Source organism: Tsukamurella ocularis (assembly GCF_024807615.1).
GTDB lineage: Bacteria > Actinomycetota > Actinomycetes > Mycobacteriales > Mycobacteriaceae > Tsukamurella > Tsukamurella ocularis.
Window position 1 is genome coordinate 226940 of record NZ_JANUCJ010000002.1, and the last position, 23811, is coordinate 250750.

General features: G+C 71.3%; 26 protein-coding genes and 1 tRNA gene. 16 read left to right on the forward strand and 11 right to left on the reverse strand.

The features are described 5' to 3' along the window. The first annotated feature begins 177 nt into the window (after positions 1–177). The 3 genes from HNP44_RS07135 to HNP44_RS07145 are packed head-to-tail and all read left to right on the forward strand — an operon-like array spanning position 178 to position 2146. Positions 178–1095 (forward strand): TIGR04222 domain-containing membrane protein, encoded by a 918-nt coding sequence (locus tag HNP44_RS07135; RefSeq protein WP_259143511.1) that lies wholly within the window; start codon positions 178–180, stop codon positions 1093–1095. Next, positions 1092–1946, forward strand: coding sequence for a DUF692 domain-containing protein (locus tag HNP44_RS07140; RefSeq protein ID WP_259143510.1), 855 nt, complete (start codon positions 1092–1094; stop codon positions 1944–1946). The genes HNP44_RS07135 and HNP44_RS07140 overlap by 4 nt, the downstream gene beginning before the upstream one ends. After that, the gene (locus tag HNP44_RS07145) at positions 1943–2146 is read left to right on the forward strand and encodes a hypothetical protein (protein WP_259143509.1); all 204 of its coding nucleotides are present in this window, start codon (positions 1943–1945) and stop codon (positions 2144–2146) included. Before HNP44_RS07140 ends, HNP44_RS07145 begins: the two co-directional genes overlap by 4 nt. Before the next feature lie 15 nt (positions 2147–2161). Here the strand turns inward: HNP44_RS07145 and HNP44_RS07150 are convergent, their stop codons facing one another. The 4 genes from HNP44_RS07150 to dapA all read right to left on the reverse strand — a co-directional run bounded on the left by HNP44_RS07150 (position 2162) and on the right by dapA (position 5146). Beyond that, positions 2162–2932 carry an SCO1664 family protein gene (locus HNP44_RS07150; RefSeq protein ID WP_259143797.1) on the reverse strand — a complete coding sequence of 257 codons (771 nt, stop codon included), beginning with the start codon at positions 2930–2932 and terminating at the stop codon, positions 2162–2164. A gap of 6 nt (positions 2933–2938) precedes the next feature. Continuing rightward, a complete protein-coding gene (locus tag HNP44_RS07155; protein WP_259143503.1) occupies positions 2939–3520 on the reverse strand; it encodes a DUF3090 domain-containing protein in 582 nt (193 codons plus the stop codon). Then, on the reverse strand, positions 3517–4176 hold the full coding sequence (locus HNP44_RS07160; protein WP_259143502.1) for a histidine phosphatase family protein: 660 nt from the start codon (positions 4174–4176) through the stop codon (positions 3517–3519). The genes HNP44_RS07155 and HNP44_RS07160 overlap by 4 nt, the downstream gene beginning before the upstream one ends. A 73-nt stretch (positions 4177–4249) precedes the next feature. Continuing rightward, positions 4250–5146 carry a 4-hydroxy-tetrahydrodipicolinate synthase gene (dapA, locus tag HNP44_RS07165; RefSeq protein WP_259143500.1) on the reverse strand — a complete coding sequence of 299 codons (897 nt, stop codon included), beginning with the start codon at positions 5144–5146 and terminating at the stop codon, positions 4250–4252. A 70-nt stretch (positions 5147–5216) separates the two neighbouring features. On the opposite strand from dapA, the gene HNP44_RS07170 reads away from it, so the two are divergent. Further along, positions 5217–6080, forward strand: a complete 864-nt coding sequence (locus HNP44_RS07170; protein ID WP_259143498.1) for a LysR substrate-binding domain-containing protein — start codon at positions 5217–5219, stop codon at positions 6078–6080. On the opposite strand, the gene HNP44_RS07175 is transcribed toward HNP44_RS07170, so the two are convergent. After that, positions 6067–6912, reverse strand: coding sequence for an undecaprenyl-diphosphate phosphatase (locus tag HNP44_RS07175; protein ID WP_259143496.1), 846 nt, complete (start codon positions 6910–6912; stop codon positions 6067–6069). The genes HNP44_RS07170 and HNP44_RS07175 overlap by 14 nt on opposite strands. Before the next feature lie 63 nt (positions 6913–6975). Between HNP44_RS07175 and HNP44_RS07180 the strand changes: the two genes are divergently transcribed. From HNP44_RS07180 to HNP44_RS07190, 3 genes are read left to right on the forward strand one after another with little or no spacing between them, the layout of a single operon-like run. After that, positions 6976–7986: a YncE family protein gene (locus HNP44_RS07180; protein ID WP_259143494.1), complete on the forward strand. Its 1011-nt coding sequence runs from the start codon at positions 6976–6978 to the stop codon at positions 7984–7986. A gap of 7 nt (positions 7987–7993) precedes the next feature. Continuing rightward, a complete protein-coding gene (locus HNP44_RS07185) occupies positions 7994–8245 on the forward strand; it encodes a DUF5703 family protein (RefSeq protein WP_259143492.1) in 252 nt (83 codons plus the stop codon). A gap of 14 nt (positions 8246–8259) precedes the next feature. Continuing rightward, positions 8260–9345: a quinone-dependent dihydroorotate dehydrogenase gene (locus HNP44_RS07190; protein ID WP_374758753.1), complete on the forward strand. Its 1086-nt coding sequence runs from the start codon at positions 8260–8262 to the stop codon at positions 9343–9345. Positions 9346–9409: 64 nt separating this feature from the next. Here the strand turns inward: HNP44_RS07190 and HNP44_RS07195 are convergent, their stop codons facing one another. Both HNP44_RS07195 and HNP44_RS07200 read right to left on the reverse strand, forming a co-directional pair. After that, positions 9410–9943, reverse strand: a complete 534-nt coding sequence (locus tag HNP44_RS07195; protein ID WP_224645181.1) for a YbhB/YbcL family Raf kinase inhibitor-like protein — start codon at positions 9941–9943, stop codon at positions 9410–9412. A 28-nt stretch (positions 9944–9971) separates the two neighbouring features. After that, on the reverse strand, positions 9972–11312 hold the full coding sequence (locus HNP44_RS07200) for a M20/M25/M40 family metallo-hydrolase (protein ID WP_259143486.1): 1341 nt from the start codon (positions 11310–11312) through the stop codon (positions 9972–9974). 103 nt (positions 11313–11415) lie between these two features. Here HNP44_RS07200 and HNP44_RS07205 point away from each other — a divergent pair. After that, positions 11416–11501, forward strand: a tRNA-Leu gene (locus tag HNP44_RS07205). Between the two features lie 40 nt (positions 11502–11541). Here HNP44_RS07205 and HNP44_RS07210 read toward each other — a convergent pair. Beyond that, the gene (locus HNP44_RS07210) at positions 11542–11796 is read right to left on the reverse strand and encodes a hypothetical protein (protein ID WP_259143483.1); all 255 of its coding nucleotides are present in this window, start codon (positions 11794–11796) and stop codon (positions 11542–11544) included. Positions 11797–11924: 128 nt separating this feature from the next. On the opposite strand from HNP44_RS07210, the gene HNP44_RS07215 reads away from it, so the two are divergent. Beyond that, on the forward strand, positions 11925–12914 hold the full coding sequence (locus HNP44_RS07215) for a DUF4185 domain-containing protein (RefSeq protein ID WP_259143482.1): 990 nt from the start codon (positions 11925–11927) through the stop codon (positions 12912–12914). 154 nt (positions 12915–13068) lie between these two features. On the opposite strand, the gene HNP44_RS07220 is transcribed toward HNP44_RS07215, so the two are convergent. After that, positions 13069–13593 carry a gluconokinase gene (locus tag HNP44_RS07220; RefSeq protein WP_259143480.1) on the reverse strand — a complete coding sequence of 175 codons (525 nt, stop codon included), beginning with the start codon at positions 13591–13593 and terminating at the stop codon, positions 13069–13071. A 112-nt stretch (positions 13594–13705) separates the two neighbouring features. Here HNP44_RS07220 and HNP44_RS07225 point away from each other — a divergent pair, with 112 nt between their 5' ends. Genes HNP44_RS07225 through HNP44_RS07245 form a run of 5 tightly spaced genes read left to right on the forward strand, consistent with a single transcriptional unit; the run spans position 13706 to position 18095 of the window. Then, positions 13706–14437 (forward strand): hypothetical protein, encoded by a 732-nt coding sequence (locus tag HNP44_RS07225; protein ID WP_259143478.1) that lies wholly within the window; start codon positions 13706–13708, stop codon positions 14435–14437. A 15-nt stretch (positions 14438–14452) separates the two neighbouring features. Continuing rightward, positions 14453–15919: an SDR family NAD(P)-dependent oxidoreductase gene (locus HNP44_RS07230; protein ID WP_259143475.1), complete on the forward strand. Its 1467-nt coding sequence runs from the start codon at positions 14453–14455 to the stop codon at positions 15917–15919. Between the two features lie 56 nt (positions 15920–15975). After that, positions 15976–17013: a nucleoside hydrolase gene (locus HNP44_RS07235; protein WP_259143472.1), complete on the forward strand. Its 1038-nt coding sequence runs from the start codon at positions 15976–15978 to the stop codon at positions 17011–17013. After that, positions 17000–17473 carry a DinB family protein gene (locus HNP44_RS07240; protein ID WP_259143468.1) on the forward strand — a complete coding sequence of 158 codons (474 nt, stop codon included), beginning with the start codon at positions 17000–17002 and terminating at the stop codon, positions 17471–17473. The genes HNP44_RS07235 and HNP44_RS07240 overlap by 14 nt, the downstream gene beginning before the upstream one ends. 4 nt (positions 17474–17477) lie before the next feature. Beyond that, positions 17478–18095: an ASCH domain-containing protein gene (locus HNP44_RS07245; protein WP_259143467.1), complete on the forward strand. Its 618-nt coding sequence runs from the start codon at positions 17478–17480 to the stop codon at positions 18093–18095. A gap of 22 nt (positions 18096–18117) precedes the next feature. Here the strand turns inward: HNP44_RS07245 and HNP44_RS07250 are convergent, their stop codons facing one another. Together HNP44_RS07250 and HNP44_RS07255 are read right to left on the reverse strand one after the other, a co-directional pair. Then, positions 18118–19758: an AMP-binding protein gene (locus HNP44_RS07250; RefSeq protein ID WP_259143464.1), complete on the reverse strand. Its 1641-nt coding sequence runs from the start codon at positions 19756–19758 to the stop codon at positions 18118–18120. A gap of 116 nt (positions 19759–19874) precedes the next feature. Further along, entirely contained in the window at positions 19875–21131 is a 1257-nt protein-coding gene (locus HNP44_RS07255; RefSeq protein ID WP_259143461.1) for a hypothetical protein, read from the reverse strand. A gap of 101 nt (positions 21132–21232) precedes the next feature. Between HNP44_RS07255 and HNP44_RS07260 the strand changes: the two genes are divergently transcribed. Further along, positions 21233–22447, forward strand: coding sequence for an acyl-CoA dehydrogenase family protein (locus HNP44_RS07260; RefSeq protein WP_259143457.1), 1215 nt, complete (start codon positions 21233–21235; stop codon positions 22445–22447). A 36-nt stretch (positions 22448–22483) separates the two neighbouring features. After that, positions 22484–23779, forward strand: a complete 1296-nt coding sequence (locus HNP44_RS07265) for a styrene monooxygenase/indole monooxygenase family protein (RefSeq protein ID WP_259143454.1) — start codon at positions 22484–22486, stop codon at positions 23777–23779. Positions 23780–23811 lie beyond the last annotated feature (32 nt).

Sequence of the window (23811 nt, forward strand, 5' to 3'; positions counted from 1 at the left end):
CGATCCGGCACGCGGACTGTCTGCGGCGGAAGGTGAACGAACAGCCGTCCGACGAGGGACGATGCTGTGCGACAAGAACTCTCAGCAAGTTCTTGCCCCCGGTTACTAGCGGGCAGTCCGATCTACCGCCATGCTTTGTCAAACATGAAGGTCCGTCCGTCTCAGGAGGTGAATATCATGTCCCGCAATCCATTCGAGAACATCCTCGGCCATCTGCTCCCCACCGAGTCGCGGTGGTTCCTGTACTGCCTGCTCGGCGGCATCACCTTCGCCCTGACCTGGCGTTTTCTGACTGCGGTCCGGCGCCCGCCGATCGAGCACCCACCGCTCACCGTGGCGGAGATCGCCTGCCTGCGGTCGTGGCAGGCACCACTCGTCGCGACGATGGGCCTCCTCAGAGCGGGTGGGCACCTCGACGCCGACGGTCGCGCCGATCCCACGCGTCCCCTCCCGCCCGCCACGGACGACTTCACCCGCCGGCTGCTGCACCGGCTCGACGGATCGCAGTTCTCCGTGAACCTGCTGCTTCACGACCAGCTGGTCTCGCTGCGGGACCTGGAGCATGGTCTCGCGCGGCGCGGCTACCTGCGCACGGGCGGCGAGCGCTGGCGTACCCGGTTCGGCGCGATGCCATTCGCCGCCATCGTGGTCGCGGGGGTCGTGTGCACGCCCGTGCTGATCCTGACCGGGAGTGCTCCGGCGAAGGCGCCGGTGATGGCCTTCCTCGTCCCGTCCGTACTCACGGCCGTCTTCCTCCTCCCCCCGCTCATGTCGGTGCCCCGCACTACGCGTGCGGGAAAGCGGCTCCTCGCGTCCGAGCGGGCGCGCGCGAGCTACCTCAAGCCGGCACTGCGGCCTGCCTTCGCGACGTACGGCGCCGCCGCGGTGGGGCTGTCCGTCGCCCTCTTCGGGACGGCCGCGCTCTGGCAGATCGATCCCCGATATGCCGCGGCGATGGCTGTGGCGGGCGGCACGGGCAGCGGCGGCGCCGGATCGTCCTGCGGCAGCTCCTTCACCTGTGGCGGCTCCTCCTGCAGCGGCGGCGACGGGGGTGGCTGCGGGGGATGTGGTGGCTGCGGCGGGTGCGGCGGATGAGCACCGTTGCCGCTCTCGGACCGCTCGGCCTGGGCTGGCGGCGCGAGATCGCGGGCGTCATCGCCGACCTACGACCCGGTTTCTGCGAGGTGATCGCCGAATCGGTCCGGATCCGGCGGGGCCGAGCGCACATCGACCCGCTGCTGGCGGACCTCCGCGACCGCGGCGTGCCACTTGTGCCGCACGGCGTCGCTCTGTCGCTGGGTGGTGTGGACGAGCTCGAGCCCGAGCGGGTGCACCGTCTGGCGACCTGCGCTGAGGCCTTCGGGGCGCCGTTGGTCAGCGAGCACATCGCCTTCGTCCGTGCCGGCGGTGTCGAGGCGGGCCACCTGCTTCCGGTTCCCCGCACCCGGGAGTCGCTCGACGTGCTGGTCCGCAACATCACCCGGATGCAGGAAGCCCTACCGGTCCCGCTCGCCGTGGAGAACATCGCGGCCTTCCTGCGCTGGCCCGAGAACGAGTACAGCGAGGCGGAGTTCTTGACCGAGCTGCTCGACCGCACCGGCGCGATGCTCGTGCTGGACGTGGCGAACGTCTACGCCAACGCACTCAACCGGCGCCGCGACCCGCACGACGAACTGGCGCGTCTGCCCGTCGACCGGATCGCCTACAGCCACGTCGCAGGCGGCTCTGAGGGCGGCGGCCGCTATCACGACACGCACACCGACCCGGTCAACGCCGGTGTGCTCGAGCTGGTCACGGCCCTGCGGGAGCGCGCCGACGTGCCGTTCATGCTCGAGCGCGACGGTCGCTACCCGCCCACGGCCGAGCTCTTCGATGAGCTCGACGCCATCGCCGTGGCCGCCGGCTGTCCGCCGATCACCGAGGACGCGCGGAAGGAGTGGGCATGAGCCTGCGGGAACGCCAGGAAGCCCTGGTCCGGGCCCTCGTCGCCGACGGTCCCGTGCCCGACGGCTTCGATCCGGACGAGGTCGCGGCCGCCGGGGCGGTGTGCCGGCACAAGCTCGACGCGCACGCGCACGCGGCGCACGCGCACGCGGCGCACGCCCAGGCGCCCCGTCGGCTGTGGTGGCTGCCGGGGCGCGGATGAGCGGTCAGCGCGCGATCAGAAGGGCGGCCAGGGGATCGGCCGGCTCGGGGTCGGCAGCGGCATCGCGCCGAGCTCGAGGAGGATCTGCGCACGCTCGACGAGGGCGGTCTGCTCCTCGTCGGTAATGAGCCCCGTCAGGTCCGGCGGGGCCGCGCGGAAGGCCTCGACGTCGGCGAGCAGCTCATCGCCGACGGGGCGACCCGCCCAGCCCCACAGCACGGTCCGGAGCTTCGGGGCACTGTGCAGGCAGATGCCGTGGTCCACGCCCTGGACGCGACCGTCTGGACCGGTGAGGACGTGGCCGCCCTTGCGGTCGGCGTTGTTGATGAGCACGTCGAGCACCGCGAGGCGGCGCAGCCGCGAGTCGTCGGCGTGCGCGAGCGCTACCTCCGCGATGCCGTCCGGCGCGTCCTCGTCCTCGACGTAGCCGGTGAACACCTTCAGGTAGCCATCGGGCACCCCGTCGAGTGGGAACAGATCGACCAGGTCCGGGCCATCCTCCGGTTCGACGACCCAGCGCTGCACCATGCCCGGCCCGAGCGGGCCGTCGCGCAGCACGGTCTCGGGGATCAGGCCCCAGCCGAGCGCCTCCGAGACCCGGTACGACGCGACCTCGCGCCCGGCGAGCGTCCCGTCGGGGAAGTCCCACAGCGGCACCTCACCGCGGATCGGCTTGTAGACCGCCCGCTCCCCCGTGTCGCCGAGGTCGCAGAGCAGGGTGGCGTTGGAGGCGCTGGTGATCCGGCCGAGGATCGTCAGATCGGCGCTCTCGAGGTCCACCGTCAGGTCCACCTACTCGTCCTCGGAGCCGAAAGCGGCGCCGCGGCGGTAGCCGTTGAGGCGCACGCACATGTGCCCGTCGGCATCGAGCGGCTCGCCGCAGAGCGGGCACGCCGGGCGGCCCGCGCCGAGCACCTTCTCGGACCGGTTGGCGAACTGCCGGGCCGCGACGGGGGTGAGGAAGACGCGGACCGCGTCGGGGCCTTCCTCGGCGTCGTCGGCGAGCACGACGGACTCGTCGAGCTCCTGCTCGGTGATCGCGAGCAGCTCGATGACCACCGCCTTCTCCTCGGAGTCCCAGCCCAGGCCCATGGTGCCGACGCGGAACTCCGCGTCGACGGGCATCACGAGCGGGTGCAGATCGGTGACAGGCGTGTCGGCGGCGGGCATCGCGGTGCCGAAACGACGGGCCACCTCGTCGAGCAGCGCGGCGATGCGCTCGGCGAGCACCTCCACCTGCTGCTTCTCCAACAGCACGGAGACGATGCGGGAATCGTGCACGGCTTGCAGGTAAAAGGCACGATCGCCGGGCTGCCCGACGGTGCCCACGACGAACCTGTCGGGGGTACGGAAAACATGGACGGAGCGGCTCATGCCTCGCCTCCCACCGTGGCCTCCTTGGCTGGACGTTTAGGCAGCGTGACGGTACCGGACGAGTTGACGCACTGCACGAGCGGGCGCGCGGGGCCGTAGGTCACGACGGAGACGGATGCCGGAGCGACGAAGAGCCGCTGGAACTGATCCAGGTGGGTGCCGAGCGCGTCGGCGACGACGGCCTTGATGACGTCGCCGTGGCTGCACGCCACCCAGACGGCCCCGGGGCCGTGCTCCTCGGTGAAGCGGCGGTCCGCCTCGCGGATCGCGGCGACCGCGCGGGTCTGTACGTCGGAGAGACCCTCCCCGTCGGGGAAGACTGCAGCGGAGGGCTGCTGCTGCACGACCTTCCACAGCGGCTCCTGCAGCAGGTCCTTGATCGCGCGGCCGGTCCAGGTTCCGTAGTCGACCTCCACGAGCCGATCGTCGACTTCCGGCGTGAGGCCGTGCGCGGCGGCGAGCGGCGCCAGGGTCTGCTCGCAGCGCAGGAGCGGAGAACGGACGGCGGCCACCAGCTCGACATCGGCGAGGCGGCCGACGAGATCGGCGGCCTGGGCGCGGCCGGCATCGTCGAGCGCGACGCCCTCGGCCCGTCCCGCGAGCACCCCGGAGGTGTTCGCGGTCGAGCGGCCGTGGCGCAGCAGGATCACGGTCATGCCCCGAGTCTATGCACGCGGGACGTCCTGCCCCGCCCCCTGATCGCTCAGGGCTGAACCGATGGGTCCGCGGCTACGCGGCGACCACAGACCTCGCCAGAGCGCACGCGGCGGCCACGGCAGCGTCGGACGCGGGGAGCAGCGGGAGGCGCACCGCGGGCGTCGCGATCCGGCCCTGCGCGGCCAGGACGCCCTTGATCACCGTCGGATTCGGCTCGGCGAACAGTGCCGCCGCCAGCTCCGCGAGAGCGCCGCCGATCACCCGCGCCTCCTCGAGCCGGTGCTCTCGCCACGCCGCGACCAGCGCCGCGAACTCGCCTGCAGCGACGTTGCCACAGGCGGAGATCGCGCCGTGTCCGCCGAGGGCCAGCACGGCGCCGACGAAGGTGTCGTCGCCCGCGAGAACCGAGATCGCGCCGGGCGTCGCGGTGTTGATCGCCGCGAGCAGGCGCACCGTCGTCTCGGTGACGCCGCCGGCGGCGTGCTTGAACCCGCCCACCCCGTCGATCGCAGCCAGCTCGAGCAGCGTGTCCAGCGACAGAGTGCGCCCGGTGCGCTGCGGCACGTCGTAGACGATCACCGGTACCGGGCTCGCGGCGGCGACCCGGCGGTAGTGCTCGACCACGCCCGCCTCCGAGGGGCGCGTGTAATACGGGACCACGACGAGCGCGAAGTCGGCTCGCGGGACGATGCCGCCGAGCGCGGCCGCGGTGTCCGCCGTCGCGTTGCTGCCGACGCCCACGGTGAGAACGGCGCGGTGCTCGGCGCAGACCCCGCCGATGCGGTCGATCACGGTGGCGCGCTCCGCGGGGGTGAGCGTCGCGGGCTCGCCCGTGGTGCCGAGGGCGAGGAGGCCGTCTGCACCGTCGGCGAGGCTGTCGTGGGCCAGGCGCTCGAGCGAGGCGAGGTCGACGGTGCCGTCCGCGGCGAAGGGCGTGACGAGGGGGACGTGGAGGCCGGTGAGCTGCATGGTCTCAGACTCTGACACCGCGAGCGAAAGATCCAGCACGATATTCCGATGTCGAGCGTAAGCTGAACTGATGCTCGACGTGCATCGGCTTCGCCTCCTCCGAGAGCTCTCGCTGCGCGGCACCATCACGGCCGTCGCGCAGGCGCTCGACTACACCCCCTCGGCCGTCTCGCAGCAGCTCGCGACGCTGGAACGCGAGGCCGGCCGACCGCTGCTCGAACGCACCGGCCGCACCGTCCGGCTCACCGAGGCCGGCCGGATCCTCGCCGGCCACGCCGACGCGGTGCTCGAACGCCTCGAACGGGCTCGCGCGGAGATCGACGCCCTCGGCACCGAGGTCGCGGGCGAGTTGCGGATCGGTTCGTTCGGCTCCGCCATGCGCACCGTGGTCACCCCGGCTCTCTTACGCCTCTCGCGCGACCACCCGCTGCTCCGCGTGCGCGTGACCGAGATCGACCCCGCGACGGCGCCCGAAGAACTGCGCTCCCGACGGCTCGACGTCGCCCTGCTCCAGAGCTACGACTGCCTGCCCACGCGCGAGGAGCCCGCGCTCGACACGGAGCCGCTCTTCGATGAGGCGGTGTACCTCGCGACTGCGCGGGATCGCCCGCGCGTCCTCGCCGACTGCGCCGAGGAACGCTGGATCTCGGGCACCGTCGGCACGCTGTGCGACGACGCCACCGTCCGGACCTGCGAGAACGCGGGCTTCACGCCCCGCGTCCGCCACCGCACCGACGACTTCGCCGCCGTCCTCGCGCTCGTCGACGCCGGGCAGGGTGTGGCCGTGATCCCCGATCTGGCGGCGGTCGACGTGCCGGAGAAGGTGCTGCTCACCCCGCTGGACGTGGTCCGGCACACCGCGCTGGCCTATCGGCGCGGCGCGGCGCGCGACCCGCTCATCGGGGCGGCGCGGGCGGCGCTCAGGTCGCGCTGATCACGCCGCCCCAGAGCAGGCCCAGGACCAGGAAACCGACCGCGATGCGGTAGCCGACGAACCAGTTCAGCGAGTGCTTCGCGACGAAGTTGAGCAGCCAGGCGATCGCGGCGTAGCCCACGACGAAGGCGATCACGGTCGCGACCAACAGCTGCGGGCCCGAGGCGTGGAGTCCCTCGCCGGCGGGCTTGAAGGCGTCCGGGAGGCTGAACAGTCCCGACGCGGTGACCGCCGGGATCGCGAGCAGGAAGGACAGTCGCACCGCCGCCTCGCGCGAGAGGCCGAGGAACAGGCCGGCGCTCGAGGTGGCGCCGGAACGGGAGACGCCGGGGATCAGTGCGAGGCACTGCGCGAGGCCCATGAGGATGCCGTCGCGGGCCGTGACCTGCTCCAGCGGCCGCTGGCGGTTCGCGTACACCTTCGAGCTCACGTACTCCGCGGCGAAGATGACGATGGAGAAGACGATCAGCATCGTCGCCACCAGGTACAGGTTGCGCGCCGCGGTACGGATCTCATCCTTGAACAGGTAGCCCAACACGCCGATCGGGATCGTGCCGATGATCACGTACCAGCCGATCCGGTAGTCCACGCCCCGCTCGCCGGCGTCGAACAGGCCGCGGAACCAGGCGATCACGATCCGGTAGATGTCGCGCGCGAAGTAGATCAGCACCGCCAGCTCGGTGCCCAGCTGCGTGACCGCGGTGAACGAGGCGCCCGCGTCGTCGCCGAACCAGAGCTCCGAGACGATCCGTAGGTGCCCCGAGGACGAGACGGGGAGGAACTCCGTCAACCCCTGCACCACGCCGAGCACGATCGCCTGCAACCACGTCATGTCCACCCGGGCAGGCTACCGGCCGGACCGACGGGCGGCCCGGGACGGTAGTTTCGAGGGATCATGACCCGCACCTTCGCCTCCCGGATCGCCGCCCTCGCCGTCGTCGCCGCGGTCGCCCTCACCGGCTGTTCCACGACGCCCGCCCGCGAGGACCGCCCGACGATCGTCCCGGCCCAGCCCGCCGTCGCGCCGGAGCCCACCACCGCCCCTGCCGGCCTGATCGCGCCCGCTGCCGCGGGCGAGGGCCTGGCCTTCGATCCGGTCGGCCGTCGCCTCGCGGCCCTGGCCGGCAACGAGGTCGTGCTGTACACCGTCGACGGCGGGCTGAAGGAGGTCGCGCGGATCGCCACCGACGGCCGCGCGAACCAGGTCGTCGCCAAGGGCCGTAGGGGCGCGGGATTCCTCGTGGCGACGACGAACGGCGTACTGGAAATCGACGGGGACAAGGCGGGCTTCTCGCAGCGGCTCGACGGTGGTGTCCTGTCGGTGGCCGCGTATGACGAATTGAACGACGACTCGGTGTGGGCGGTCGTGGGAACGGCCGCCGGCGACATCGTCGCCCTGCGAACGGCCAAGGACCCGAAAAAGATCAGCGGGCCCGTCGAGGCGAGCCGGGTTCTTGTTCACGGCACCGACGTGGCCGTCGTCGACCGGCTGCAGTCCTCCGTGTCCACGGTCGACGTGGCGGGCGGCACGTTCGGCAAGGGGCTGCGCGTGGGCCGCGGCGTCACCAACGCGACTATCACGCCGGATGGACGGGTCTTCGCCGTGGACACGGGCAAGAACCAGGTGATCGGCTACACCGCCGCGCCGCTGATGGAGCGGTTCCTCTACCCGGAGAAGGGCTCGCCCTGGGCCGTTGACTACGACGAGACCGACAAGCTGATGTGGGTGACCCGCACCGCGACGAACGAGGTGGTCGGCTACGCACTGAACACCGGCATCCCCGAGCAGCGCAAGCTGTACCCCACCGTGCGCCAGCCGAACGCGATCGCGGTGGACGCGAAGACCGGGACCTTGTACGTGCAGTCGGCGACGGGCGCCGGCATCCAGGCGATCCCGAGGCGCTAGGAGTCCCATGACCACGACCGCAGGCGCACGGGACGGCGGCGCGTTCAGTGACGAGGAGTACGATTTCCTGCCGCTGAGGTTGCCGCGGGAGGTCTCCCGCGTCACCGCGGCGATGCGCCTCGCCATCGAGGCCGAGTTCGGCGGGTGGGAGCTGTCCCGCGTGCGGCTGTACACCGACGGTTCGCGGCGGGTCCTGCTGCGCCGCAAACGCACGAAAACGTCCGGCATGCTGCCGCCGGACGCCACGAAGGGGTTGTGAACACCATGCCGGCGATGTCCCAGGCGATCTACCGGTCGCTCCTGAACGTGCTGTTCCTCGTCTCGCCCGAGCGGATCCACCACTGGGTTTTCGGCCTGATCCGGGGCACCACCGCCGTCCCGCCCGTCCGGGCCGGGATCCGACGGGGCCTGGCGCACCGGGATCCGATCCTCGAGCAGACCGTCTTCGGCGTACGCTTCCCCGCGCCCATCGGCCTGGCCGCAGGCTTCGACAAGAACGCCCGCGCCGTCAACGGCTGGGGCGCGCTCGGCTTCGGCTTCGCCGAGATCGGCACCGTCACCGCACACGCGCAGCCCGGCAACCCGACGCCCCGTCTGTTCCGGCTCCCCGCCGATCGTGCACTGATCAACCGCATGGGCTTCAACAACTACGGCGCCGGCGCCGCCGCGAACGAGTTGCGCAAGCGCGACGCCGGGCCCACCGCGGTGCCGATCGGCGCGAACATCGGCAAGACCAAGGTCACCCCGCTCGAGGGCGCGGCCGACGACTACCGGATCAGCGCCATGCTGCTCGGACCGCTGGCCGACTTCATCGTGGTCAACGTCTCCTCCCCCAATACCCCGGGCCTGCGCGATCTCCAGGCCACCGCATCGCTGCGCCCTGTGCTGCAGGCCGTCGTCGACACAGTCACCGTGCCGGTGCTGGTGAAGATCGCGCCCGACCTCGCCGACGAGGACGTCGACGCCGTCGCCGACCTCGCGAAGGAGCTCGGCCTCGCGGGCATCGTCGCGACCAACACCACGATCAGCCGCGCGGGCCTGGCGACGCCGGACGCCGAGGTCGAGGCCATGGGCGCGGGCGGCCTCTCCGGCCGGCCCGTCAAGGCGCGCTCGCTGGAGGTCCTGCGGCGCCTCTCCGCCCGCGTGGGCGACGACCTGGTGCTGATCTCAGTCGGCGGGATCGAGACCGCCGACGAGGTCTACGAGCGCATCCGCGCCGGCGCCTCGCTGGTGCAGGTGTACACGCAGTTCATCTACGGCGGGCCCGCCTGGACCCGGTCCGTGCACAAGGAGCTGGCCGCACGCCTGCGCGCCGACGGCTTCTCCTCGATCTCGGAGGCCGTCGGCGTCGATCGCTGACGCCCCTCACGCACGACGAAGGCCGCGCCCGGGGATTCCCGGGCGCGCGGCCTTCGCGAACGGATCAGACCTGCGCGTAGGTGGCGGTGATGGAGCCACGGGCGATGGCGGCACCGAACAGGTTGAAGCCCAGGTAGGCGGGCGTCGCCGTGGCGGGCAGGTCCAGCTTCTCCACGCCGAGCGCGTGCACGACGAAGATGTACCGGTGCGGGCCGTGCCCGGCGGGCGGCGCGGCACCGATGTAGCGCGGCAGGCTCGCGTCGTTGTTGAGCGTCAACGCGCCCTCCGGGAGCGAGCCCGGCGCACCGTCGCCCGCGCCGGCGGCGAGGGACGTCACGGAGGCGGGGATGTTCGCGACCGCCCAGTGCCAGAACCCGGAGGCCGTCGGGGCGTCGGGGTCGTAGCAGGTCACGGCGTAGGACTTGGTGCCCGCGGGCGCGCCGCTCCAGGAGAGCTGGGGCGAGACGTCCTCGCCGCCCGCGCCCATGATGCCGCTGCGGTGCGCCACGGGGAGCTCGGCCCCGTCGACGATGCTCTCGGACGTGACGGTCAGCGCCGGCAGGGCGGGCAGCCCCGCGTACGGATCGAACGAAGTCATGGCGATTCCTCTCGTGGTGCGCGGATCTCTAGGAGTTCATCAGGAAGTGCTCGAAGACCTGTGTACCGAACGTCAGAGCGTCAACGGGCACCCGCTCGTCGACCCCGTGGAACAGCGCCGCGAAGTCCAGCTCCTCGGGGAGCCGCAGCGGCGCGAAGCCGAAGCAGCGGATCCCGAGCTTGGCGAAGGCCTTCGCGTCGGTCCCTCCCGACAGCATGTACGGCACCGTCCGGCCGTCGGCGTCGAACGCGAGGATCGCGTCGTTCATGGCGTCGACGAGGGCACCGTCGAACTGGGTCTCGTAGGGCTCGAGCTTGGTGATCCATTCCCGCTCGATGTCGGGCCCCAGGATGTCGTCGAGCTCCTTCTCGAAGGCGGCCTGCCGCCCGGGGAGGACGCGGCAGTCGACAACGGCCTCCGCACTCTGCGGGATGACGTTCGCCTTGTAGCCCGCGCGCAGCATCGTCGGGTTCGCGGTGTCGCGCAGCGTGGCCCCGACGATGCGGGCGAGGCCACCGATCTTGGCGAGCTGCCCCTCGAGGTCCGGGCCGTCCACGTCGATGTCGATGGTGGACTCCCGGTCGAGGACGCGCAGGAACTGGACCACGGTGTCTGTGAGGACCAGGGGGAACTTGTGCCGCCCCAACCGCGCGACCGCCTCGGCGAGCACCGTCACCGCGTTGTCCTCGTGCACGAAGGAACCGTGGCCGGCCCGGGCCTTCGCCGTCAGCCGCATCCAGCCGAGGCTCTTCTCGGCCGACTCGACCAGGTACAGGCGCCGCTTGTCGCCCGACGGGGTGTCGACGGTCAGCGAGAAGCCGCCGACTTCGCCGACCGCCTCCGTGACGCCCGCGAACAGCTCGGGACGGTGCTTGACCAACCAGTGCGAGCCCCAGGTGCCGCCGGCCTCCTCGTCCGCGAGGAAGGCGAACGTGATGTCGCGGGGCGGGACGGTGCCCATCGACTTCAGCTGGCGCGCGAGCGCGAGCATGATGCCGCACATGTCCTTCATATCGACCGCGCCGCGGCCCCACACGTAGCCGTCCTCGACGGCGCCCGAGAACGGGTGCACGCTCCAGTCGGCGGGCTCCGCGGGCACCACGTCGAGGTGGCCGTGCACGAGCAGCGTGCCCCGCTTCGGGTTCGCGCCCTTGAGCGTGGCGAAGACGTTGCCGCGGCCGGGCTGCCCGGACTCGACGTACACGGTCTCGTATCCGACCTCCTCCAGCTGCGCCTGGACCCAGCGGGCGCACTCGGCCTCGCCCTTGGTGGTCTCGAGCTCACCGGTGTTGGAGGTGTCGAATCGGATCAGGGCGCTCACGGTCTCGACGACCTCGTCGAGCGCGTTCACTGCAGTAGCCACACCCATATGAGTACCACGGACGGGCGATGACTTCGTCGCGCCCACGGCGCCCCCGACGTGCCGATTTGGTTTCCCGGGCCCGCGTGGATTACGGTTAACGAGCTTCCCAGCGCGGGTGGCGGAATGGCAGACGCGCTAGCTTGAGGTGCTAGTGTCCTACTAATGGACGTGGGGGTTCAAGTCCCCCTCCGCGCACAACGATGAAAACCCCGGCCACGGCCGGGGTTTTCGCGTTTTACTGCACGGGCTGCGGCGCCAGCTCGATGCGGTGCGTCGGCGCCCATACGACGTCGTCGTGCAGCGACAGGAAGCTGTACTCGACCGTCTCGGTGCCGCCCGATTCGTCGAGCCGGAGTCCCGACAGGCGCCCCGCCGCCAGCAACCGGCCCTCCGCGTCGAAGATCCGCGCATCGCGATCGGTGACGGCGTCGTAGTCCGCGTGGAAGGCCTCGTACAGTTCGCGTCCCGTGAACGTTTCCATGCCGTTCATGGTGCTCTTGTTCGCGCCTGATCGCGACGGATTCCGCGGCGTACCGGACATTCGGAACACTTCCCCCGAACCTGTCCCCCGCCGCCTGAGCGCCGCGCGACGGGGCCCCGTCTGGCAGGCTGAAGGATGTGCCCAGGTCGATCGAGCCCACCCGCCTCCGCAAGCTCCGCGATATCACACCCGTCACCCGGTTCGGTGTCGGCGGCACCGATCTGGGCATCGCGTGCCGCTTCGGCGACGAGGTGCTCTACGTCTTCGGGGACACCTTCGAGGGGCTGAGCATCGGCGCAGGCGAGTGGCGCTCCCCCGTCGGCCTGTTCGGCGACCGCAACGGCGTCATGAGCCGTCCCGCCGGCCCCGATCCCGACCGGGCACGGCAGTTGCTCGACTACTCGCACGACACCGGCCGATTCACGACGATCCTGCCCACCTCGTGCGTCCGGGTCGACCAAGTCCTGTACCTGCACACAATGACGATGCAGAGCCTCGACACCGTCGTGCAGACGGGCCTGTGGCGCAGCGACGACGGTGCCGCGACCTGGCGGGAGGTCGCTCAGTACAACGCCGGCCACGCGGACGGCGCCTGGTGCATGTGGGCGCTGTGCCCCGCCCCCGACGGATACACCTACAACATCTCCACAGGCGGCCTTACGCGCGACAAGGGCCTGCGGCTGCACCGCATGCGGACCGAGACCCTCGGCACCCTCCGTAAGGGCCTCAACGTCGAATGGGAGTCCTGGGGCTGGCGGCAGGACACTGGCTGGGCGTGGGGCAACCCGCCGACGGACCTCGTGCTCGGCCAGGGCTACGGCGAGCTCTCGCTATCGTTGGTGGAGGGCACCTGGGTGCTGACCTACTTCGACGCCGCCGGGTACCGGATCGCCGCGCGCTTCGCCGACCGGATCGACGGGACGTGGTCCGATCCGGTGACGCTGCTGCAGGGCTCGTCCTGGCAGGACGAGGACCACGCGGCGGGCCGGGTCGCCCAGCTCTACGGCGGCTACCTCGTCCCCGGCTCGACACTGGAGTCCGCTCGACTCGTCGTGTCGCAGTGGAACACCGCGGTCGGCCACCCGTACAAGTCGATGATGTTCTCCGGCGCGCTGCGCCGGCCCTGACGCTCAGCGCGGTGCTGCGGTGCTCGCCGTCGGGGGCCTCACCGCCGCGATCGCCACCCGCGACTGACCGGGCTGCCTCGCGATGTCGACGTTCCATGCGCCGGAGGTGGTCAGGAACACCTCCGACCCACGAGCAGTCGAATTCGTGAGCTGATCAGGCGATGCCCGGGACCTCCGTCGCCGCGAAATCGGCGAGGGCCTCGTGCACGATGTCGGGGATGTCGCCGGACACGTTGACCGTGACCCCGAACTCGTCGGGGTCCAGCGGCTCGAGGATCTCGAGCTGCGAAGCGAGCATGCCCGCCTTCATGAAGTGCCCCGCGCGGCTGCTCATGCGCTCCTGCAGCAGTTCCTCGTTGCCCGTGAGGAAGACGAAGTAGACGGAAGCGCCCGCGGCGCGGATCCGGTCCCGGTACGCCCGCTTGAGCGCGGAACAGGCCACGACGGTGGGGCGCCCCGCGATCATCTCGTCCCTGAGGTAGGCGCCGATCGTGGCCAGCCATGGCCACCGGTCCTCGTCGGTCAGCGGCTGCCCCGCGCCCATTTTCGCGCGGTTCGCTTCACTGTGGAAATCGTCGCCGTCGGCGAAGCTCCGGCCTAGGCGGGAGGCCAATTCGGCGCCTACCGTCGACTTCCCCGAGCCGGATACTCCCATCACGCAGATCTGGATCATCGCCATCGGTCGAGTAGATCACGACCGCCCGGGCGTGCGCGGCGCAAGCGTGCACCTGCCGCCGACCACGCCGGCGGCGGGCCACGCATAATGACCCCGTACGAGGGAGAGAGTCCAGATGCCGGTGTCTGTCGTGGCCGCGATCGCGATCGTGCTGCTCCTCGCTCTCGCCCTGTTCGCCGCGGAGGCCTGGGCCCGCGCCCGGGTCCGCTCGGAGATCCGCCGCGCCGCCACCGACCCGCTCGGCACCGTGCCGACGGTCACCCTCGGCTCCCGCCCGATCCTGGTGCCGCTCGCACGGCACCGTCGGATCCCGCGGATGCACGTCGACACCCACCACGCCGCGGCCGACCCGCGGGCCCTCGTGCTCGCCGCCGACGCGACGGACGTGGTGCCGGGAGACGAGGCGGTGACCATCGGATCCCTCGATGTGACCGCCGAGCTGCGACTGTCCTGGATGTGGCACCTCGTGGACACCGCCCGCGAGGAGTCCGACGACGCGGCGATCGTGGTCCGTTCCCTCACGCTGCTCCCGCGCCGCCGCTCGGTGTCGGTCACCGTCGCGCTGCCCGTCGCCTTCGGCCTCGGCGTGGACGTGCGGGTCGTCGTGGCGGTGTCGGTTCGGGACGGCCGGGTCGCGTTGCGCGCCACGGACCTGTCGATGCCGATCAGCGTCGTGCCGGTACCGATCCCCATCGCCTGGGCGATCGACTCGTGGATCACCGCGCTGCGGGCCCGGATCGTGCCGGCGGCGGTCGACGCGCTGACGATCACGGACATCCGCTGGTTCGAGGACGCGGTCGTTGTCTACCTCACGGCACACGAGGCGACGGTGCCCCTCGGGCGATGAGGGACAATCGTCCGCATGCCCGATACCACCGCCCCGATCTCTGCGGAAGACCTCGCCGCGTTCCACCGCGTGCTTGAGGCCGCCGCATACCTCGACGACCGCGATCCACAGTCCGTCGAGGTGCAGCGCGCCGTCGGGCACATGTTCAAGCTGCTCAAGCGCGAGCGGCGCAAGTCCGCCCGCGCCAAGGTCAAGGACGCCGACCGCGACGTCCTCGAACGCACCGCCACCGGCAACGCCGAACGCATCGACGACGAGACGGCCGGGATCCTGCTGACCACGCCCACCGTCGGCGACAGCGCGGGCGAGCTGCTGCGCCCGCAGAGCTGCTACATCTGCAAGCAGCCCTACACGCGGATCGACGCCTTCTACCACCAGCTCTGCCCGGAGTGCGCCGCCTTCAGCCACGCCAAGCGCGACGCCACGACCGACCTCACCGGCCGCCGCGCGCTGCTCACGGGCGGGCGCGCCAAGATCGGCATGTACATCGCGCTACGCCTGCTGCGCGACGGTGCCGACCTCACCATCACCACCCGCTTCCCCACGGACGCGGCCCGCCGCTTCGCCGCCCTCGCCGACAGCGCCGAGTGGCTCGACCGGCTGCACATCGTGGGGATCGACCTGCGCGACCCGTCGCAGGTGAGCGCCCTGGCGGACGCCGTCGCAGCCCGGGGCCCGCTCGACATCATCATCAACAACGCCGCGCAGACGGTGCGCCGCTCCCCCGGCGCCTACTCGGCGCTGGTCGAATCCGAGGCGGGCGACGTACCGCCCGAGCTCGCGAACCGGATCATCCGTTTCGGGCGGGCGAGCTCCGCGCACCCCGCCGCCCTCACGGAGGCCCTCGACGGGCACACCGGCGGGGTCTCCGGGGATCTGGCCGCCCTCGACCCCGCGGCCCTCACCGCGCTGGCGCTGCGCGGCGGCTCATCGTCGGCCGCGCGGATCGAGGACGGCACTGCCATCGACGCCGGCGGGCTGCTGCCCGACCTCGTGCACACCAACTCGTGGGTGCAGACCGTCGAGGAGGTCGAGCCCCTCGAACTGCTCGAGGTGCAGCTGTGCAACTCCGTGGCGCCGTTCATCCTCATCTCGAAGCTGCGCCCCGCGCTGGCCGCGTCGCCCGCGCGGCGCAAGTACGTCGTGAACGTCTCGGCCATGGAGGGCCAGTTCGGCCGCGGCTACAAGGGCCCCGGCCACCCGCACACCAACATGGCAAAGGCAGCCCTGAACATGCTCACCCGCACCTCCAGCGGCGAGATGCTCGAGCAGGACGGCATCCTCATGACTGCCGTCGACACGGGCTGGATCACCGACGAGCGTCCGCACCACACCAAGATGCGCCTCGCCGACGAGGGCTTCCGGGCCCCGCTCGACCTGGTCGACGGTGCCGCCCGCGTCTACGACCCGATCGTGCAGGGCGAGAACGGCGTCGACCTCTACGGCTGCTTCCTCAAGGACTACAAGCCCTCGCCCTGGTGACGGGCCGCCCCGCCGCTCCGGTGATCGATGTCGGCGTCGGGCGCTAGGGTTCCCCTGTGGCGGAAACGAAGGTCCTGTTCGACTGCGACACGGGTGTCGACGACTCCCTTGCCCTGCTGTACCTGCTGAGCAAGCCCGGTGTCAACCTGCTCGGCATCGTCTCGACGGCCGGCAACGTGCCCGCGCCGCAGGTCGTGGAGAACAACCTGGGCTGGCTGGAGCTGCTGGGCCGCACCGACATCGAGGTCTTCCCCGGCTCCGACGCGCCGCTGTCGACGCCGCTGATGACCACCGAGGAGACCCACGGCCCCTTCGGCGTCGGCTACGCCGAGCTGCCGACGCCTGGCCGCGGACCGTCGGAGATCTCGGGGCCGCAGGCCTGGTCCGACCTGACCCGCGCCCACCCGGGCGAGGTCGTCGCCCTCGTGACCGGGCCGTGTACCAACCTCGCGCTCGCCCTGCGCGACGACCCGGGGATCCTCAACCGCCTGCGCCGCCTCGTCATCATGGGCGGCGTCTTCTGGCACCCCGGCAACACGACCCCCACCTCGGAGTGGAACGTCGCCGTCGATCCCGAATCGCTGTGGGAGGTGCTGCGCGCCTACGGCGAACTCGACGGCACTGGCACCCCGCTGCCGATCCTGTGCCCGCTCGACCTCACCGAGACCATCGAGCTCACCCCGGACCACCTGCTGCGGCTCGCCGACGCCGCCGGGAGCGCCCCGGCCGAGTGCCTCGCCCCCGAGGACGCCGACGGGACGCGGTCGGCCGCGAGCAATCCCGTGGTCCGGGCCACATCGGACGCCGTGCGGTTCTACTTCGAGTTCCACCGCGACCACGACCTCGGCTACATCGCGCACATGCACGACCCGTTCGCCGCGGCCGTTGCGCTGGACCCGTCGATCGCGGAGACCCGCGCTTATCCCGTGGACGTGGAGCTCACCGGTTCGCTGACCCGCGGCACGACGGTCGCGGACGTGCACGGCGCGTGGAACCGCCCCGACACGGCACAGGTCGCCGTCGCCACCGATCAGGCGGCCTTCTTCGACGACCTCCTCGACTCGATCGCAGGGCTGGCCCGTGGCCGCGACTGAGGCGCAGATCGCGGCGTTCCTCGACGTCGCCGCGGAGACCCTGGACACGATCGACCGCGTGCTCGGCGACCTCGACGACACGACCGTCAACGCCGTTCCGCCGGTCCCCGGGGTGAACTCGGTGTTCGCCCTCGTCACGCACGTCGGCGGGGCGCTGGGCTACTGGGGCGGCTCGCTCATGGCCGGCGAGGACATCCCGCGCGACCGGTCCTCCGAGTTCCACGCGACCGGCACCGTCGACCGGGCGCGGGCGATCGTGGCGAGGCTGCGTGACGACCTGCCGCGGTGGGCCGCCGTGGCCGCCACCGGGATCCGCAATCCCGGGGCTACCGGCACCACCCGGCGCAACGCCGCCACTGCGACGCCGGAGTGGGTGCTGACCCACATGCTCCGCGAGCTCACCCAGCACACCGGACACATGGAGATCTGTCGCGACGTGGTCACGCAACGCGCAGACTGAAGCCATGCTCATTCCGAAGGCGATCGCCGAGGGCGTCCGCGACGGCCGCATCACCACGCAGTACCGCCGCTGGGACACCCCGCGGGTGAAGGTCGGCGGTACCCAGCTGACGCCCGCGGGCCTGCTGCGGTTCACCCGCGTCACCCGCGTTCCGGACGTCGAGAAGATCTCCGACCGCGCAGCGCGGGCGGCGGGCGCCAAGGACGCTGCGGCCCTCCGGAAGCTGCTCACACCCCGCAATCCGGATGCGCCCCGCCGGGAGCGGTCGGCCCGCGGCGGCGAGCACGTATACCGGGTCCACCTCGAATGGGCGGGCGAGGACCCGCGGCTCGCCCTGCGCGAGGAACTTCCGGACGATGCCGAACTCGCGGCCATCGCGAAGCGCCTGGCGCGGCTGGACGCCCGCGAGACCGGGCCCTGGACCCGCGACATCCTGCTGTGGATCCGCGACCACCCGCACGTCGTCTCCAAGGAGCTCGCGGCCGAGCGCCGCGTGGAGCTGCTGCCCATGAAGGCGGACATCCGCAAGCTCAAGGGCATGGGCCTGACGATCAGCCACGAGGTCGGCTACGAGCTCTCCCCCCGCGGCGCCGCGTACCTGGCCTGGGTCGAGTCGCGATGAACGGGCTGCGGGCGACGCAGGCCTAGGCCGGCTGCTCCTCCGAGGCCTCCTGGGCGGCGTCCTCTGCCGTCGATTTCGCCCAGCGGTAGTCCGCCTTGCCGGCCGGGGTGCGCTTGACCTCGTCGACGAAGACGATCGTACGGGGCACCTTGTAACCGGCGAGTTCGTTGCGCGCGAAGGTCTGCACGTCCTCGATCGACGGCCGATCCTGGCCCGCAGCGACGGAGACCACCGCCGCCACGCGCTGCCCGTAACGGGCGTCCGGCACGGGCACGACGAGCGCGTCCGCGATCGCGGGATGCCCGTGCAGGGTGGCCTCGACCTCCTCGGCATAGACCTTCTCGCCACCCGTGTTGATGCACTGGCTACCGCGCCCGAGGAAGACGATGCCGCCGTCCTCGGCCGGATAGCCCATGTCGCCGAGCACCGAGATCCGCCGGCCGTCGGGCAGCGTCGGGAAGGTGCGCGCCGACTTCTCGGGATCGTTGTAGTAGCCCAGCGGCACGTTGCCGACGCGGGCGATGAGCCCCACCTGCCCGGTCTCAGTGATCTGCTCGAAAGACTCGTCGACCACCATCATCTTGTCGGTCGGGGGCGCGTGCAGATTGCCGTTCTCGTCCAGCGTCATCACGCCGTCGTTGCCCGACTCGGAGGCACCGAAGTTGTCGCGCAGGATCAGCTCCGGCTTGATCGCAGCCATCCGGTCGCGCACGTGCTTCGACCAGATCGCGCCACCGGAGGTGATCGAGAACAGCGACGAGAAGTCCGCGGTGTCCTTCTGCTTCTCCATCTCCTCGACCAGCGGGATGCCCATGGCGTCACCGACGATGAGGATCGTCTGCGTCTGGTCGCGCTTGATGTTCCGCACGATCTGCTCGGCCTTGAAGTCCCGCTCGAGAATGATCCGCGAGCCGAGCACGAAGAACGTGAACAGGGAGTACGCGGCGGCGCCGTGCATGAGCGGGGCGGCCACGAGGAAGGCCAGCGGCGGGAACTGTTTCGCCCCTTCGCCCACCTCGTCGAGGTTCTGCCGCGGCTCGCCGCCGTAGGGCACGCCCGCCGACAGCGGCTTGCGGAAGAAGTCGTCGTGCTGCCACACGACCCCCTTCGGGTAGCCGGTGGTGCCGCCGGTGTAGATGATGTAGTGCTCCTCGCCGGTGCGCTCCCCGAAGTCGCGCTCCACGGACTGCTCCGCGGCCTCGGCGAAGGGCACCAGCGCGACGCCGTCGGCACCGTCGACCGCGGCGGTGAGGGCCGGATCGGCCTCACCGATGACGAACACGGTCCGCAGTTCGGGCAGCGCCGGGATCAGTCCGGCGAGCGTGCGCTGATGCTCCGGCAGCTCCACGATGATCCCGCGCGCGTCGGAGTTGGTGAAGATGTACTCGAGCTCGGTCGCGGTGTACCGGTAGTTGACGTTGACTGGCACCGCGCGAATCTTGATGAGCCCCAACAGCGATTGCACGTGCTCCACACTGTTCTTGAGGAACAGCGCGACGTGGTCGTACGCGCCGATACCGTTCGCAGCGAACAGGTGTGCCACCTGGTTCGCTTGCCCATCCATCTCCGCATACGAGGTCTGGTCACCCTCGAAACTCAGAAGGATCCGTTCCGGAACCGCGTCGACGACCGCCTCGAAGACATCGGCGAGGTTGAACTTCATGCGCACTCCTGTTCCTGACCTGCGAAGCCATTCAGCTCAACAGAACCTGTTCTAGTTGTAACAGGTTCTATCGCATCGCGGGGCGGAATCGGGCGCGAAACGCCCGGATACGTGGGTCAGCCGCGCTCGCCGCGGGCCACCACCGCCACCACGGACCGCGCCTGAGCCACGATCGCTGCCAGATTCGCCCGGTACTGCGCCGAGTCGACGACGCTCCGGTCCGCGGGCAGCCCGTCGAGCACGGGGGTGTGCAGGTGCCCGCCGGGCACAGGAGCGGCGAGCCGGTCGCGCACGAGAGTGACGCGGTAGCCGATCTCGTTGGAGAGGTAGTCCCCGCCCGCACCCTGCCGCGCGAGTGCGCCCACCGGCGGCTCGCCGGTCGTCGTGGTCGCGTCGAGCGCAGGCAGGCCGCACGTCGTCGAGACCGGCGGATTCGTCTCGGTGGCGTAGGCGATCTCGGAGTTGCGGACCACGGGATAGCGGCCCCGCGCCGCCGCACCGACGGCGCGCATCGGCAGCGTGCTGCGGGTCCACTGCGGCGCGACCCCGGCCACCGGTGCCTCGCCGCGGAAGCAGGCCGCCTCGTTGTCCACCGCGCCGCCACGCCACACGCCGTTGATCGCCTCCAGATCGAATCTGCCCGGTCGGCCCTGGCTCACGGTCGTGAAGCCCACCGAGCGCGACGGTCCCGGCTGGAGGAACGGGGTCACAGCGCGCTCCACCATCCCTGCGCCGAAGTCCCGCCAACGCACCGGGAAGGTCATCGCGACCACGGTCACCGGCCCGCTCGGAGTGTCGATCCGGGTGCCGTCGAGGGCCAGTGCGATCGCGCCGGAAGGGTTGCCCTGCCGGATGTCCCGGGTCAGGCGGAAGGGGTCGAACCCGGTGACCAGCACCGTCCTGCCCGACGGTGCGCGCCGCTGGCCGCGCGAGACCTCGTCGATGGCGGTCACGATCACGGCACGGCGCGCATCCGGCACGGCGAACCCCGGCCGCCAGTCGCGCACGGCGCGGATCATGGCGAGCCGAGTCCAGTACAGCGGGCGGTCGTCGGCCGTGAACCCGTCCGTGCCGCTCTGCACGCGCTGCACGGCCGCGCGCCACACGGCCCGGGACGACTGCTCGGCCGCGCGTTCCGCGTCGTCGACGGTCCGTGCCCGCGCCAGCGCGCGGGTCAGCTCGCGGGGATACCGCTCAAGGCCCGCGGAGGCGACGAGGCTGCCCGGCACCTTCCCCGCATCGTAGAGACGTTCCTCGGCGGTCGGGACAGTCGACGGGCCCGCGGCGACGGCGGGAGCCCCGACCAGGGCTCCGGCGACGACGACGGTTCCAGCGGCGGACAGGGAGATCGCGTGCACGAGACGACATACCATTCGTCGAACCTAGGCCACCGCGGCGCTGGCCCCTGCCGGAATACGTTCACGGCGCGGCGAACCCTCGTCAGCAGATCGTTCGCAGACCACAGTTGTCGGCCATGACCACTTCGCTGACGCCCCCGAAGACCGACGCCGAGCTCGACGCGAATCTCGGCCCCGTGTACACCCGGATCGCGGAGGGCGCCGTCGCCCGCGAGCGCGACCGCGAGCTCGTCCACGAGCCGATCGCACAGCTCAAGGAGGCGGGTTTCACCGCCCTGCGCGTGCCGCAGGAGCTCGGCGGCGGCGGCGTGACGCTACGACAGTTCTTCCGCCAGCTCATCAACCTGGCGGCTGCCGACTCCAACATCCCGCAGGCGCTGCGCGTGCACGTGAACTTCGTCGAGGACCAGCGGCTCGCGAACACTCCCGCGGGCGATGCGTGGCTGCGTGCCGCGGCCGACGGCACGGTCGTCGGGAACGCGATCACCGAGCCCGGCGCCGGGTCGGTCGGCGGCTACGCCACGACATTGACCGCGGCCCCCGACGGCGGCTACCGCCTCACCGGCACCAAGTTCTACTCGACCGGCTCGCTCTACGCCGACCAGATCCTGGTGGCCGCCGACCTCGACGGTGAGCGCGTCGGCGTCCTCGTCGACGCGGACGCGCCGGGTGTCGAGCGGGTCGACGACTGGAACGGCTTCGGGCAGCGCCTCACCGCGAGCGGCACCACCGTCTTCACCGATGTCGCCGTCCCCGCAGACCGGCTGCTCGGCCCCGGCTACGGCGCGCCGGGCGCCACGTACGCGACCTCCTACCTGCAGTTGGTACAGCTCGCGGGCCTCGCCGGGATCGCGCAGCGCGCCACCGACGACACTGTCGCCTGGGTGCAGGCCCGCACCCGCACGTTCTCGCACGCCGCAGCCGACCTGCAGCGCCACGATCCGCTCGTGCAGCAGGTGATCGGCCGCCTGTCCAGCGCCGCGTGGTCGGCGAAGCAGTCCGTGCTCGCCGTCGCCGACGTGCTCGACGACGCCCTGGCGGACCGTCGGGTGCACGAGGACCTGGTGCCGGAGGCCGAGTTGGCCGCCGCGCACGCGCAGCTCGCCGTCATCGACACCGTCCTCAAGGCGACCACCGAGCTGTTCGAGGTGGGCGGTGCGTCGATCGTCGACGCCGACCTGCGCCTCGACCGGCACTGGCGCAACGCCCGCACCCTCGCGGTGCACAACCCCGCGATCCAGAAGGCCCGCGCCATCGGTGACCTCCTGCTCAACGGCGCCGATCTGCCCTACGCCTGGAACGCGGGCGCCCGCACCGCCTCCACCTCCTAGTCCCACCCCCATGTCCGACCACCGAAAGGCACGACCATGACCCAGGCACGCATCGCCATCATCGGCGCCGGAGTGGTGGGAGCCACCGCCGCGCTCGTCCTCGCCCGCGCCGGCCACCCCGTCGACCTCTACAGCGACCGCACCGCGGAGCAGCTGCGCGACGAGGTCCCCGCGACCGGCACCGCCGTCCTCTTCGGGCACTCCCGGGACGTCGACCACACGCTCGTCGAGGAGCTCTACCCCGACGCCCCGCTCTCGACCGGCATGAACACCCGTCTCAACACCGGGGCGCCGGGTGCGCTCGAGCAGGTGCTCGCCTTCGACCCGGACTTCACCTACACCGCCGCCGGGATCGACGTGCGCTTGCGCGCGCACGACCGGATCCGCCTGTTCGAGCAGGCCGGCGGGAACTTCCACGTCGAGACCGTCACTCCCGAGAACCTCGATAACATCGCCGGAGCGCACGACCTCACGCTGGTCTCCACCGGCAAGGGCGGCTTGTCCGGCCTGTTCCCCGTCGATGAGGCACGCACCCTCTATCGCGCCCCGCAGCGCCACCTGCTGGCCGCCGCCTTCACCGGGCTCGGCCACGGCGACGATGTCTTCACCGCGCGCGGGCACGGCGCCGGGAAGCACAATGTCTTCAACCTGCACACCGACCAGGGAGAGATCTGGATCGGCCCCTACTGGCACAAGGACGCGGGCGCGTCGTGGAGCGTGCTCGGGTTCGCCAAGCCCGACGGCGACTGGGTGCAGAGGTTCGGCGAGGTGACCGACGCGCAGAGCGCCCTCGAGGTGGTGGTCAGCGTCTACCGCGACTACTTCCCCGACGACCTCCCCGACATCGAGAAGCTCCGCGTCATCGACGAGGACAAGCACTCATGGCTTCGCGGCGCCGTGACCCCGACGGTCCGCCAGGGCGTCGGCCACACCCGCGGCGGCCGTCCCGTCCTTGCGCTCGGCGACTCCGCGATCGCCTTCGACCCGATCGCCGGGCAGGGCGCTCAGACCGGCCTCATCCAGGTCGCGGCGCTCGTCAAGGCCATCGAGGCGCGCGGCTCGGACTTCACCGCCGAGTGGATCACCGACCAGTTCGACCGGCACTGGGAGGAGCGCGGCCACGCTGCGGCCGAGGTCACCCGCCTGTTCCTGGGCGACCCGGACTACGCCTTCGCCGCGGGCCTGCTGTTCGCCGGCGCAGTCGCCGACGATGCGGTGGGCGCCGCGTTGTTCGGGCTGCTCTCCGAGCCCGCGCCGATCCTCGACTTCCACACGGAGGCCGACGTCGAGCGCTTCATCGCCGAGGCGAAGACCGCTCTGGTGCGCGCCTGATCGGCCTCCCCGCACTGCACCCGGCGCCGGGT